The organism is Microbulbifer sp. NBRC 101763 (assembly GCF_040371615.1).
In the GTDB taxonomy this organism is placed as follows: Bacteria; Pseudomonadota; Gammaproteobacteria; order Pseudomonadales; family Cellvibrionaceae; genus Microbulbifer; species Microbulbifer variabilis.
In genome coordinates, this window is sequence record NZ_BAABQV010000006.1 from 79,057 (window position 1) to 91,904 (window position 12,848).

The 12,848-nt window shown below is 50.0% G+C and carries 10 protein-coding genes and 1 pseudogene; 9 read left to right on the forward strand and 2 right to left on the reverse strand.

Annotated elements, in window-relative coordinates:
• Positions 1-43 precede the first annotated feature (43 nt).
• From bamA (ABWV76_RS15640) to rnhB, 8 genes and pseudogenes are all read left to right on the forward strand, one after another.
• Positions 44-1,270 (forward strand): annotated as a pseudogene (gene bamA, locus ABWV76_RS15640) (outer membrane protein assembly factor BamA); the annotation flags it as partial.
• 112 nt (positions 1,271-1,382) lie between these two features.
• Positions 1,383-3,968, forward strand: a complete 2,586-nt coding sequence (bamA, locus tag ABWV76_RS15645; RefSeq protein WP_353376534.1) for an outer membrane protein assembly factor BamA — start codon at positions 1,383-1,385, stop codon at positions 3,966-3,968.
• A 70-nt stretch (positions 3,969-4,038) separates the two neighbouring features.
• Positions 4,039-4,554, forward strand: coding sequence for an OmpH/Skp family outer membrane protein (locus ABWV76_RS15650; RefSeq protein WP_020413517.1), 516 nt, complete (start codon positions 4,039-4,041; stop codon positions 4,552-4,554).
• A 13-nt stretch (positions 4,555-4,567) separates the two neighbouring features.
• Entirely contained in the window at positions 4,568-5,629 is a 1,062-nt protein-coding gene (lpxD, locus tag ABWV76_RS15655; RefSeq protein WP_353376535.1) for a UDP-3-O-(3-hydroxymyristoyl)glucosamine N-acyltransferase, read from the forward strand.
• Positions 5,630-5,714: 85 nt separating this feature from the next.
• Positions 5,715-6,152, forward strand: a complete 438-nt coding sequence (gene fabZ, locus ABWV76_RS15660; protein WP_020413515.1) for a 3-hydroxyacyl-ACP dehydratase FabZ — start codon at positions 5,715-5,717, stop codon at positions 6,150-6,152.
• 122 nt (positions 6,153-6,274) lie between these two features.
• A complete protein-coding gene (gene lpxA, locus ABWV76_RS15665) occupies positions 6,275-7,054 on the forward strand; it encodes an acyl-ACP--UDP-N-acetylglucosamine O-acyltransferase (protein ID WP_020413514.1) in 780 nt (259 codons plus the stop codon).
• A gap of 112 nt (positions 7,055-7,166) precedes the next feature.
• On the forward strand, positions 7,167-8,333 hold the full coding sequence (lpxB, locus tag ABWV76_RS15670) for a lipid-A-disaccharide synthase (RefSeq protein ID WP_282952845.1): 1,167 nt from the start codon (positions 7,167-7,169) through the stop codon (positions 8,331-8,333).
• Positions 8,330-8,947, forward strand: a complete 618-nt coding sequence (rnhB, locus tag ABWV76_RS15675; protein ID WP_020413512.1) for a ribonuclease HII — start codon at positions 8,330-8,332, stop codon at positions 8,945-8,947. Before lpxB ends, rnhB begins: the two co-directional genes overlap by 4 nt.
• A gap of 30 nt (positions 8,948-8,977) precedes the next feature.
• Here the strand turns inward: rnhB and ABWV76_RS15680 are convergent, their stop codons facing one another.
• Entirely contained in the window at positions 8,978-10,240 is a 1,263-nt protein-coding gene (locus ABWV76_RS15680; RefSeq protein ID WP_026305100.1) for an HlyC/CorC family transporter, read from the reverse strand.
• 96 nt (positions 10,241-10,336) lie between these two features.
• Positions 10,337-11,137 carry a cytochrome C assembly family protein gene (locus tag ABWV76_RS15685; RefSeq protein WP_020413510.1) on the reverse strand — a complete coding sequence of 267 codons (801 nt, stop codon included), beginning with the start codon at positions 11,135-11,137 and terminating at the stop codon, positions 10,337-10,339.
• Positions 11,138-11,341: 204 nt separating this feature from the next.
• On the opposite strand from ABWV76_RS15685, the gene ffh reads away from it, so the two are divergent.
• Complete coding sequence (gene ffh / locus ABWV76_RS15690) at positions 11,342-12,763, forward strand: signal recognition particle protein (protein ID WP_020413509.1); 1,422 nt, start codon at positions 11,342-11,344, stop codon at positions 12,761-12,763.
• Positions 12,764-12,848 lie beyond the last annotated feature (85 nt).

The window sequence follows — 12,848 nt, forward strand, 5'->3', positions numbered from 1 at the left end:
GCTGAAACTCCTGAATTGCAGTTAGTAAGGTCTGGAATAGTAGATGAATTACTTCCTGAAAGCGGTCTCCCTCGGCCTGATGCTGGCAGTGAGTGCTATGGCACAGTCGTTCGTGGTCAGCGATATCCGTGTGGAGGGATTACAACGCGTTTCTGCAGGCACAGTTTTCTCGGAACTTCCGGTGCGCGTCGGCGATGAACTCGAAGCAATGGAAGTCCAGGGCTTAACGCGAGCGCTATTTCGTACCGGTTATTTTGAGGATATTCAGATAAGTCGTGAGAACGATATCCTCGTTATTATTGTTCGGGAGAGGCCTGCTATCTCCAGTATCGAGATAAATGGGAATAAGGCGATTGCCACAGAAGACCTGCTGAAAGGTATGGAGGAAAATGGTCTGGCTGAAGGGCACATCTTTAAGCGGGCAACTCTCGAAGGCTTGACTAAGGAGCTTGAGCGTCAGTATGTGGCCCAGGGCCGTTATGGTGCCAATGTGGAGGCGGAGGTGAAGGAATTACCGCGCAACCAAGTGAAACTTCGCGTAACCGTTGATGAAGGTTCTGTTGCAGCAATTAAGCATATCAACATCGTCGGGAATCGGGTTTTTTCAGATGAAGAGCTTAAAGGGATCTTTGAGTTGCGGACTACCGGTTGGCTATCCTGGTTGCGCAGAGATGACAAATATTCTCGTGAAAAGCTGACTGGCGATCTGGAGCGCCTACAGTCTTATTACTTGGATCGCGGGTATTTGGGATTTCAGATTGATTCTACACAAGTATCCCTGAGCCCGGACAAGAAGAGCGTGTTTATTACAGTCAATATGACTGAAGGCGATATTTATACAGTTGGTGAAGTGGAACTCGCCGGCGACCCGGTAGTACCTGAGGAGGAAATCAGGCGTCTGCTGCTAGTGCGTGAAGGAGAGACTTTTTCCCAGGTGAAAATGACTACAACTTCTGACTTTATTGCACAGCGACTGGGTAACAAAGGTTACGCTTTTGCGGATGTAAATGGTATTCCAGAGGCGGATAAAGAAGATAAGACGGTAAAAGTTACCTTCTTTATCAATCCGGGTAAGCGCGTTTACGTACGGCGTATTAGTTTTCGCGGAAATACTCGTACAGCGGATGAAGTTTTACGTCGAGAGTTGCGCCAGATGGAATCTGCTTTAGCTTCTTCCGCCCGTATTGAACAATCCAAAGCGCGTCTCGAACGCCTTGGTTACCTCAAGGTTGTAGAAGTTAAGACCGTTGAGGTACCTAGAACCTCAGACTAGATTGATATCGAATGGACGTTAGAGGAAAACCCTCAGCTGTTGGGGGAAACGGGGCACTAATCGGTGCCATAACTTCTGGATTGCGAATAAAAAGACCTGGAATTAGTAGATGAAAGATTTCCTGAAAGCGGCCTCCCTCGGCCTAGTGCTGCCACTGAGTGCTTTAGCACAGTCGTTCGTGGTCAACGATATCCGCGTGGAAGGATTACAACGTGTCTCTGCCGGCACAGTTTTCTCTGCACTGCCAGTTAGGGTGGGAGATGAAATCGAGTCTGTTGAGATTCAGAGTGCAACCAGGGCACTGTTTCGTACAGGGTATTTCGAGGATATCCAGATAGGTCGCGAGAATGGCGTCTTGGTAGTGACTGTCCGGGAGCGTCCGGCCATTTCAAAAATAGAGATTACTGGCAACAAGGCAATTTCAACTGAAGATCTGTTGAAGGGCATGCATGACAACGGTTTGTCGGAAGGGCAGATCTTTAAGCGCGCTACCCTCGAAGGGCTTGCCCAGGAGCTTGAACGCCAGTATGTGGCTCAGGGCCGCTATGGTGCCAGTGTCAAAACAGAAGTGAAGGAGCTGCCACGCAATCAGGTTGAGCTCCGAGTGATCGTTGATGAGGGATCTGTCGCTGCTATTAAGCACATCAATGTTGTAGGAAACAAGGCTTTCTCCGACGAGGAGCTTGCAGAGATTTTTGAGCTGCAAACAACCGGTTGGCTGTCCTGGTTGCGCAGTGACGATAAGTATTCCCGAGAGAAACTGACAGGTGACTTGGAGCGCCTGGAGTCTTACTATCTGGATCGCGGCTATTTAGATTTTCAGATCGATTCCACCCAAGTTTCTCTGAGCCCTGACAAGCAGAGCGTTTTCATTACTGTCAATGTAATTGAAGGTGATGTTTACACGGTGAGTGATGTAGAGCTTGCGGGTGATCCGGTAGTAGGGGAAGAGGAAATCAAGCGCCTACTTCTGGTGCGGGAAGGGCAAACATTCTCTCAGGTGAGAATGACAACAACTTCAGATTACATTACCAAGCGGCTTGGCAACGAAGGCTACACCTTCGCCGAGGTGAATGGTATTCCCGAGCCAAACAAAGAAGAAAAGACGGTAAAAATCACCTTCTTTATTAACCCAGGCAAGCGCGCTTATGTACGCCGTATTAGCTTCCGTGGGAATACGCGTACCGCTGACGAGGTATTGCGTCGTGAATTGCGACAAATGGAATCGGCTTCGGCTTCTTCTGCCCGTATCGAGCAATCCAAAGTGCGCCTTGAGCGTCTTGGTTATTTCAAGGGGGTAGAGGTTGAAACTACAGAGGTTCCGGGTACCTCGGATCAGATTGATGTTGAGTATACTGTTGAGGAGCAACCCTCTGGCTCTATTGGAGGCACCCTAGGCTGGGCCCAGAGCAGTGGCCTCGTTCTCGGGGCAAATATCCAAGAAAATAACTGGCTGGGCACGGGTAAGTCGGTAGGAATCGGGTTGAATGTATCTACCTATCAGACAGCACTTAATTTTTCTTATGCAGACCCTTACTTTACGCCGGATGGTGTTAGTCGTGGGTTTAATGTCTTCTTCCGTGAGAATGATTACTCAGAGGTAAACCTCTCAGACTACAACACCACAACTTACGGTGGCGGGGTAAGCTTTGGTTATCCTGTTTCAGAAATTTCCCGAGTGGGGTTGAATGTTGGTTTTAGCCACTTGGAGCTTTCTGCCTCAAGTAGCTCGGTTCAGGAAATAAGCTCTACTCCCCAGCCGGATGCTGGAGTTACCGGAGTAATTACCGAACAAGAGGCAGATGAGGTAGTCGCTGCATTAAACTCTGATCAGACCCTTGATCTTGCGATGCCACTTACTGATGGTTTGTTTGGTGCGGATGGTTTTATCGATCGTTATGGGGATGCATTTAATAACCTTACTTTGACTGCTTCCTATGCCCGCTCAACTTTGAACAGGGGCATATTGGCTACTAGGGGAGCCTCACAAAATTTCTCAGCAGAGTTTACGGTTCCAGGTAGTGACTTGGAGTACTATAAATTTGTTTATACCGGCCAATATTTCCGTCCTCTCACTAAGAGCTTAACGCTACGACTGCGTACGCGCTTGGGGTATGGGGATGGGTATGGCGACCTGGATAAGCTTCCTTTCTTTGAGAATTTTTATGCGGGTGGCTTTGGCTCAGTACGTGGGTTTGAACGTAATACTTTGGGTCCGCGCTCTACACCCGCTGCAACTTATCAACCTTATACTTATGAAGTATCGGAAGGTAATTTTGTCTCCGGTTTTGCTCCTTGTGCAACTGAAAATGGAGAGGTTACCCAGTCATGCTATTTGATAAATGATGATGGTACCTTGGATACCACTCCAATAGATGATGCCGATCCATTCGGAGGTAATATTTTGATTGAAGGTAGTGCTGAAGTAATCTTCCCGTTACCTTTTATCAAGGATCAGCGCTCCTTGCAGTCTGCCTTCTTTATTGATGCGGGTAATGTTTTCGATACCAATTGTGATGAAACCCAGATCAACTGTTACGATGTGGATTTTGGCAAGATGAATGTTTCTGCAGGTGTGGGCTTGACTTGGGTGACAGGCTTTGGTCCCCTGACGTTTAGTTTGGCTAAGGCCCTGAAGAAAAACGAGGATGATGATGTGGAAGTGTTCCAGTTTACTCTGGGTAATAGCTTCTGATTTCATTAGGAAAAATTAAATTAGGCGCGTTAAAAGCGCATATAAAATAAAATCAATTGGAGAGACCAAAGTGCTTAAGAATGTAAAAGTTATTGCAATCCTGCTGGCCGGTATCACCTTGTCTGGAGCTGCCTTGGCGCAGACCAAGGTAGCTGTATTTAACCTGCAGGCTGCGATCATGAGCACCGACGTAGCCAAGACAAAGGTCAATTCTTTGAAGACCAGCTCTGAATATTCCAAACTGCAAAGTAGTGCAGAATCTATTCGTTCCGAACTGCAGAAAATGGCTGAAGATGCACAGAAAAACAGTGTCACCTGGTCCGATGAGCAGAAGACCGAGTATCAGCGTAAAATGAATTTCAAGCGCTCTGATTTTGAGACTACGGTCAAAAAGTTGCGTGCGATGGAGGCTCAGGTCGGTCAGGAAATCCAGGGCTCCCTTGGCCCTAAAGCCAAAACTGCACTGGAAGCAATTATTAAAGAGCAGAAACTGGACTTGGTTCTTGATGCCTCTACCGCCTACTTCGCAAACCCTGAAGTTGATCTAACTCAGGATGTTGTAAAGCGCATGAACGCAGCCAAGTAAGTATTATCCCTGTATGAGACACAATTTGTCCTTGGCCCAGCTCGCACTAGAGCTGGGCGCTGAGTTGCGTATGGCACCAGATGTCAGTCAAGACCAGGAAATTAGCAGCCTTAACACCCTGCAGGATGCCGTGTCTGACCAACTGACCTTCCTGGCAAATCCCAGTTATCGTCGCTTCCTTAAAACCACTAGCGCTGGAGCGGTATTGGTTACAACTGAATTTGTCGATGAGTGCCCGGTTTCCACCCTGTGCGTGGATAACCCCTATTTGGCTTTCGCACGTGCAAGTGCCTTATTTAATACGGCACCAGAAGCTGAAGCCGGTGTGCATCCAGCAGCGGTAATTCACCCAAAAGCTACGGTTGATCCCTCGGCCAGTGTGGGTCCTGGCGCTGTTGTGGAAGCTCATGCATCAGTAGGTCCCCGCGTTACTGTGGGAGCCAACTGCTTTGTGGGGGAGGGAAGTATTCTTGAGGAGGGGAGCTGCCTCTACGCTGGTGCTATCGTGCATCACGGCTGCAGGGTTGGGCGGGATTGTATTATCCATAGCCAAGTAGTGATCGGCGCTGATGGTTTTGGCTTTGCACCCCATAAGGGAGAGTGGATCAAGATCTATCAGCTCGGTGGAGTCGATATTGGTGATGAAGTTGAAATTGGAGCCAATACTTGTATTGACCGGGGAGCTTTGGGCGATACGGTAGTGGGTCGCGGAGTCAAGATCGACAATTTGGTTCAAATCGCGCACAATGTGCGAATTGGTGACTACTCAGCCATAGCCGCCTGTACCGGTATAGCAGGCAGTGCAATCATCGGAAAGCATTGTGCTCTGGGTGGCAGTTCGCGTATTGCGGGGCACGTAACGGTAGCTGATGGCTGCCAGGTTACGGCCAATACTTTTGTGACCAAATCCATTGATAGCCCGGGCATTTACTCCGGTGGTTTGCCATTCTCTGATAGCCAATCCTGGCGTCGCAACGCTGTGCGTTTTGGGCAGCTGGATAAAATGGCCCGCAAAGTGAAGGACTTGGAAAAGAAGTTGGATGAATTGTCCCGTCGAAGCGGCAAGAATGAGTAGTCCAGCCGGTAAGAATTGATCAAATATTGTTTTTGTTGTTTTCGGGGCGTTTAACGCCCCGAAGTGGTTTCTGGGGGCGTTTAGAATGATGGATGTATGTGAAATTCGCGAGTATCTGCCGCATCGTTATCCATTTTTGTTGGTAGACCGGATCGTGGAGTTGGAGGAAGGGAAATACATTAAAGGCTATAAAAATATTTCTGTGAACGAAGAGGTCTTTAATGGTCACTTTCCACAGATGCCAATCTTTCCCGGTGTTATGATCGTCGAGGCCATGGCTCAGGTATCTGGGATACTAGGGTTTAAGACTTTTGGTAAAAAGCCTGAAGATGGTTATTTATATCTGTTTGGCGGTGTCGATAAAGCGCGCTTTAAGCGTCAGGTAATACCCGGTGATAGACTGGATCTAGAGTCTGAGGCTGTTTCTGTACGCCGAAATATCTGGAAGTTTGCCTGTAAAGCCAGTGTGGATGGTGAGCTGGCAGCTTCAGCGGAATTGCTGTGCGCTGTAAAGAAGGTATAGAACCCAGAACCCCTGCGCATTGATTGATCGGCTAGATGCTTAGCCTTCTTCAAAGTCCCAGTTTCGCTATTTATTTGATGCTGTAGTGCCTAGATTTCACTACCTGAGGAGTAGATTCCAGAATGCAGACAAATATCCACCCCACAGCTATTGTCGATCCGACAGCTGTTATTGGTTCCGGGGTGAGTATCGGAGCCTATTCCATTATTGGAGCTGGCGTCGAGGTTGGTGATGCCTGTGATATCGCATCACATGTTGTTTTAAGTGGGCCCACTAAGTTGGGGAAAAATAACCGGATCTACCAATTTGCTTCTGTAGGTCAGGACACACCCGATAAGAAATACCGTGGTGAGGAAACCACCCTCGTTATCGGCGATAGCAATGTTATTCGGGAAGGTGTCACTATCCACCGTGGAACAGTGCAGGATCGTGGAGAAACTACGATCGGAAATGATAACCTGATTATGGCTTACGCTCACATTGGGCACGATAGCGTCGTGGGTAACCACACTATATTGGTTAACAATGTGGGTCTTGCCGGTCATGTGATTGTTAAGGACTGGGCTATTCTCAGTGGTTACAGTTTAGTCCACCAGAACTGCACCGTTGGCGAGCATGCTTTTTTAGGAATGGGTGCTGCTATTGGTAAAGATGTCCCTGCCTATGTCATGGTCGCTGGGAATCCTGCAGAAGCCAAAACCATTAATGCTGAGGGGCTGAGGCGCCGGGGCTTCTCTCGTGATGATATTTCATTGATCAATAAGGCTTACAAAACGGTCTATAGGCGTGGTCTTACTTTGCAGGAGGCACTGCAGGCTCTGGCTGAGTTGCGCGAGCAGTCTCCCGTGATTCAGCCATGGATAGATTCTTTGCAATCCTCTTCTCGCGGTATCGTTCGCTAACCTCGGTTATTTGGGGAGCCTTAATCTTTTGGGCTCTCCAAGTTAGTCTTTGCGTAGTTTACGCGATTTATACATATAAAGGGTTGCTCCCAAGTAGGAGGGGTTTTTAGGCGTGTCACAAAATAATAAACCGGTGCGTATTGGTATTGTTGTTGGTGAGGCTTCGGGAGATATTCTTGGGGCAGGTCTGATGGCTGCATTGAAAAAACGCCTCCCTCAGGTTCAGTTTGAAGGCATTGCGGGCCCACGAATGTTGGCCCTTGGTGCGGAATCTCTTTTTCCCATGGAGCGCCTCTCGGTAATGGGATTGGTTGAGCCTTTAAAAAGGCTACCTGAGTTGTTAAAGATCCGCCGATCGTTACGTCAGCATTTTTTAGATAATCCGCCAGATCTTTTTATTGGTATTGACTCCCCCGATTTTAATCTATCTCTTGAGGAGTCTCTCAAAGTAGAGGGAGTGCGGACTATGCATTATGTCAGCCCATCGGTTTGGGCTTGGCGTCGTGGCAGAATTAAAAAGATTGCCCGAGCGGTAGACCATATGCTGACGCTATTACCATTTGAGGCAGACTTTTATCGGCAGAATCAGGTTCCCGTGACGTTTGTCGGGCACCCTTTAGCGGATGATATTCCCTTACAAGTGAGTAGTATTGCCGCGCGTAAAGAGCTGGGATTTAGTGAAAGCGATAGGGTAATAGCCTTGTTGCCGGGTAGCCGTGGTGGTGAGGTGCGCTTGCTGGGCCCTTTGTTTTTACAGACTGCCCGCTGGTGTCACCAGCGCAATGCCGACCTGAAGTTTGTGCTTCCAGCGGCGAATGAGCAGCGCCTGGCTGAGTTGCAAGAACAGCTGAAGGACTTTCCAGGTCTTCCGGTAACATTGTTAGAGGGAGACTCTCATAAAGCGCTGAGCGCTGCAGATTCTGTGCTAATCGCTTCGGGAACCGCGACATTGGAAACAATGCTGTTAAAGAAGCCCATGGTGGTTGCCTATAAATTGGGTCGAATCTCTTATGTAATTGTTTCTCGAATGCTACACACTCCTTGGGTTTCTCTGCCCAACCTATTGGCTCAGCGGGAGCTGGTTCCAGAAATACTGCAGAGTAATGCTACTGCAGAGAATCTTGGGGCGGCTTTAATGCGTTATTTTGAAGACCCATTACTCGGAGATCAGCTACACAGAGAGTTTGATGACCTCCATCAGCAGTTGCGCCGAAACGCCTCTGAGCGCGCTGCAGATGCTGTTTGTAGTCTGTTGGATTCGACTGGAAATCAATTATGAGCGCTAAAAAAGAGCTTCCTCCCTATGTGTGTACTTACCAGGGAGATTTACTTGCTGGTGTCGATGAAGTGGGGCGCGGTCCTCTGGCGGGAGATGTTGTTGCTGCGGCAGTAATTCTGGACCCTGCCAGGCCAATAGTGGGATTGGCAGACTCAAAAAAGTTAAGTGAGAAGAGGCGGGAGCAGCTTTTTGGTGAGATTAAAGAGCGTGCCCTGAGTTATTCCATAGCTCGCGCCACAGTGCAGGAAATTGATCAAATCAATATCCTGCAGGCTAGTTTGCTGGCTATGCATCGGGCGGTAGAACAATTGGCAGTGCAGCCGGAATTTGTTCTGGTGGATGGTAATAAGAAGCCAAGTTGGGGTTATCTCTGCGATACAGTGGTTCAGGGGGATAATCGAGTCGCGGCGATTGCAGCGGCCTCTATTCTTGCCAAAGTAACCCGAGATAGGGAGATGGTGGTGCTGGATATGGAGTACCCCGGGTATGGAATGGCCGGGCACAAAGGCTACCCTACCAAGGCCCATTTGCAGGCACTGCAAGAGTTGGGGCCGAGCCCTGTTCATCGGGTGAGCTTTGCCCCAGTAAAGCGGCTATTGGTGGACTTCGCCTAATACAATTGAGTGGTGACGACCTAAGGCCAGTCACCGGTCTATTTTTTTGATCCTGGCTTTAGTAATCATTTTTTCAGAAACCTCTTCAATTTCTACCAGGTAATTGAAAATATAGAGGCTGATATTGCCATCAGGGATGCTCTCCAAGTGTTCCATGGCCAGACCATTAAAGGTTTTAGGGCCATCGGTGGGTAAGTCCCATCCCAGCGTGCGGTTGATATCCCGAATAGAGGTGCCACCCTCTATCACATACCAGCCGTCGCCGGAAGCAATAATCTCCTCGTCATCACTAGGTACCTGGCTAGCGGTAAAGTCGCCAACTATTTCCTCTAGCAGGTCTTCCAGGGTGACAATACCCATCACTTCCCCGTATTCATCCACAACCAACCCCATACGACGCTTGGTTTTTTGAAAGTTCATTAACAGAGTGGGGAGTGGGGTGGCTTCCGGAACAAAATAAGGCTCATCGGTAAAGGACTTGAGGCGCTCGGCGGTCAGGTTATCGGGGCCATCGCGAAGGATCTGCGCGGCGCGGCGCAGGTGCAATATACCAACAACCTTGTTGATATCACCTCTGTAAACTGGCAAGCGAGTGAAGCTGCTTTCAGCCAGTTGTTGGAGAATCTCTTCGGCGCCGTTTTCAAGGTCAACCCCCATCACTTCATTGCGTGGGATCATAATGTCTTCAACTGTTGCTTGATCCAGGTCCAACACATTTAGCAGCATGCCTTTGTGCTTGCTGGGAATTAGTGCGCCGGACTCAAATACCACAGTCCTGAGTTCATCTGGAGCCAGGTGCTCGGCGTCACTATTGGCGGTTGTTTCTACGCCCAGCAAGCGCGCAAGCCCATTGGAAATACCACCCACCAGGAGAACAACAGGAGTAAGCAGCCACTGCAGTGGGCGCAAAATAAATGAGGCGGGAAAGGCAATTTTTTCCGGGTGCAGTGCCGCAATGGTCTTTGGGGTGACTTCCGCAAAGATCAACAGGGTGATAGTTAATACTATCGTTGTGAGTATCTCACCATACACTTGAGCAAAGACAGAGCCAACAATAACGGAGACAAGTACGTTAACGAGGTTATTGCCAATAAGAATTGAGCCGATCAGCTTATCGGGTCGAGCAAGAAGCTCCATAGCCCGCTTGGCTCCGCGGTGGCCGCTTTTTGCCTGGTGCCGCAGGCGATAGCGGTTGAGTGCCATCATGCTGGTTTCGGAGCTGGAAAAGAAAGCTGATATAACAATCAGCAGGGCCAGCAGGCTAAATAGCAGGCCCGGGGGCATCTCGTTCAAGGGAGAACTCTTTTTATTTGGGAGCGGAGATATTGGAACAGAATGCAGACCTCCGCAAGTTTTCCGGTCACTTTTAAGTTGTTTTATCCATTCACGTTACCCGCGCTGCAAAATCACTTCCATTACCAGTTTGCTGCCAAAATAGGCCAGCATCAGTGCAGCAAAGGCGCTCAGCGTCCAGCGGACTGCGGTGTTGCCCCGCCAGCCCCACTGCCAGTGCCCCCATAGGAGGATGCTGTAGAGTACCCAGGCGATGATGGAGAGTATGGTTTTGTGAAGTGGGCCCTGCTCAAAAAGATTTCCCACAAATATAAAACCTGTGATTAGTGAGGCGGTGAGTAACAGCTGCCCGAACGCGACCAAGCCAAATAACAGGGATTCCATGCTCTGAAGCGGCGGTAGCAGTCGGGTGGCGCCCACAGGCCTGTGATTGTGCAGCTGCTGGTTAAGATAAAATAGGTAAATAGCCTGTAGGGTGGCCAAGGTCAGCAGGGAGTAGGCCGAAATTGAAAGCAATGCGTGTACGGCAATGCCTGCGGAGAGCTGCTGGTGTGGCTCAACAGAACCCCAGGTGTGCGATGCCGCGAACTCTGTAAGCGCACCCATGGGAGCAAAGATTAGGATTAGCAGGGTTAGTGGGCGACCTGCAGCCAAAATAAGCAGTAACAGATTTACCACCCAGGCGATCAGGGAGAGCATCGCCAGTAAGTCGAAGCGATATCCTGCGGGTGAGAACAGGGTGTGTCCCAGGGATATCGCATGTGTGATCAAAGCACCTGCGAGAAGGCCCAGCAGCAGTTTATTATTTGGCTGCCGCTCGCGGGCGAGGGCACCTGCTGCGACTGCAGTTGTAGCTATGTAGAGAGCGATTGCCGTCCAGTGGGCGAATGCCGCCATTGAATAGATCCGTATCTTTTATTGCAATAGAAGAGGAGTGTGTCACAGCCCGCTGGAACAGGGAAGATCTGGTGATATTTCTGCTGTGAGGGTACCTGGGCTATACTGCCGCGCCTCAAAGTGGGAGTTAGAAGAGGCTCCCTCAAATTTCGCGGCCCTCCGCACTGGGGTCCAATCCGCAATCGGAGACATCGAGACGAATTTATGTTCGATAACCTGAGTGACCGCTTATCGGCGGCCCTAAAGAAAGTCACCGGCAAGGCGCGCCTGACCGATGACAATATCCGCGACACCTTGCGTGAGGTACGCAAGGCTCTGCTAGAGGCGGATGTCGCCTTGCCAGTGGTTAAGGCTTTCGTGCAGCAGGTGCGCACGGCAGCTGTGGGGCAGAAGGTTAGCAAGGCTCTGAATCCGGGGCAGCAGTTCGTCAAGATTGTTCAGGATGAGCTGGTTAAGGTGATGGGGGCCGCTGCTGAGCCACTTAACCTTGCTGTCCAGCCCCCAGCAGTAATCCTGATGGCGGGTTTGCAGGGTGCCGGTAAGACCACCAGTGTTGCCAAACTGGCCAAGTACCTGCAGGAGCGGGAAAAGAAAAAGGTAATGGTGGTGAGTGCGGATGTGTACCGCCCTGCCGCAATCAAGCAATTGGAGACTCTGGCGGGTGAAGTGGGTGCATTGTTTCACCCGTCGGAGGCTGAGCAGAAGCCTTTGGATATCGCCAAAGGTGCTGTAGATGCTGCGCGCAAACAGTTTGCTGATGTGCTTATCGTCGATACCGCTGGTCGTCTGCATATTGATAGTCAGCTGATGGACGAGATTCGCGAACTACACAGTGAGCTAAACCCTGCAGAAACCCTGTTTGTGATTGATGCGATGATCGGTCAGGACGCGGTGAACACTGCTAGTGCCTTTAATGAAGCCCTGCCGCTGACCGGGGTTATCCTGACAAAAGCTGACGGTGATGCCCGCGGTGGTGCGGCGTTGTCTGTGCGTCATGTGACTGGTAAGCCGATCAAGTTTATCGGTGTCGGTGAAAAAACTGACGCTCTGGAGACCTTCCACCCAGATCGAATTGCCTCCCGTATTTTGGGAATGGGCGATATTCTGTCTCTGATCGAAGAGGCTGAGCAAAAAATCGATAAGGAGAAGGCAGAAAAGCTGGTTAAGAAAGTCCAGAAGGGTAAAGGTTTTGACCTTGAGGATCTTCGCGATCAGCTACAGCAAATGCAGAATATGGGTGGCTTTGGTTCATTGCTTGAAAAAATGCCGGGCATGGGAGGCGTTGCCCAGGCAGCCCAGCAGGCTGATATGGGCAAAGAGTTCAAGCGAATGGATGCGATTATTTCCTCTATGACCCCCGCTGAGCGCCGTAACCCTGAGCTGCTTAACGGTTCGCGTAAGCGCCGCATTGTGGCCGGTTCCGGCACCCAGTTACAGGATTTGAATCGTCTGCTCAAGCAGCACAAGCAGATGGGTAAAATGATGAAGAAGCTCAAAGGCGGCGGTATGGGCAAAATGATGCGCGGCCTTGGCGGCCTGCCTGGCATGGGTGGCGGTATGCCCGGAGGTGTTGGCGGCATGGGTGGCCTGCCTGGTGGTTTGCCCCCAGGTTTTAAGAAGAAATAGTGCCTTTTGGGCCGCTGTTGCGGCCCGATGAATCGCTATACAAATCCCCTGCGGTACATTAGAATACGCCGCCTTTCGCTGGGTG

Excerpts from the sequence above, each read along its gene's own strand:
- lpxD (WP_353376535.1), top strand. The coding sequence starts at position 4,568 with ATGAGACACAATTTGTCCTTGGCCCAGCTCGCACTAGAGCTGGGCGCT.
- ABWV76_RS15685 (WP_020413510.1), bottom strand. The coding sequence starts at position 11,137 with ATGGCGGCATTCGCCCACTGGACGGCAATCGCTCTCTACATAGCTACA.
- ffh (WP_020413509.1), top strand. The coding sequence starts at position 11,342 with ATGTTCGATAACCTGAGTGACCGCTTATCGGCGGCCCTAAAGAAAGTC.
- bamA (WP_353376534.1), top strand. The coding sequence starts at position 1,383 with ATGAAAGATTTCCTGAAAGCGGCCTCCCTCGGCCTAGTGCTGCCACTG.
- fabZ (WP_020413515.1), top strand. The coding sequence starts at position 5,715 with ATGATGGATGTATGTGAAATTCGCGAGTATCTGCCGCATCGTTATCCA.
- lpxA (WP_020413514.1), top strand. The coding sequence starts at position 6,275 with ATGCAGACAAATATCCACCCCACAGCTATTGTCGATCCGACAGCTGTT.
- rnhB (WP_020413512.1), top strand. The coding sequence starts at position 8,330 with ATGAGCGCTAAAAAAGAGCTTCCTCCCTATGTGTGTACTTACCAGGGA.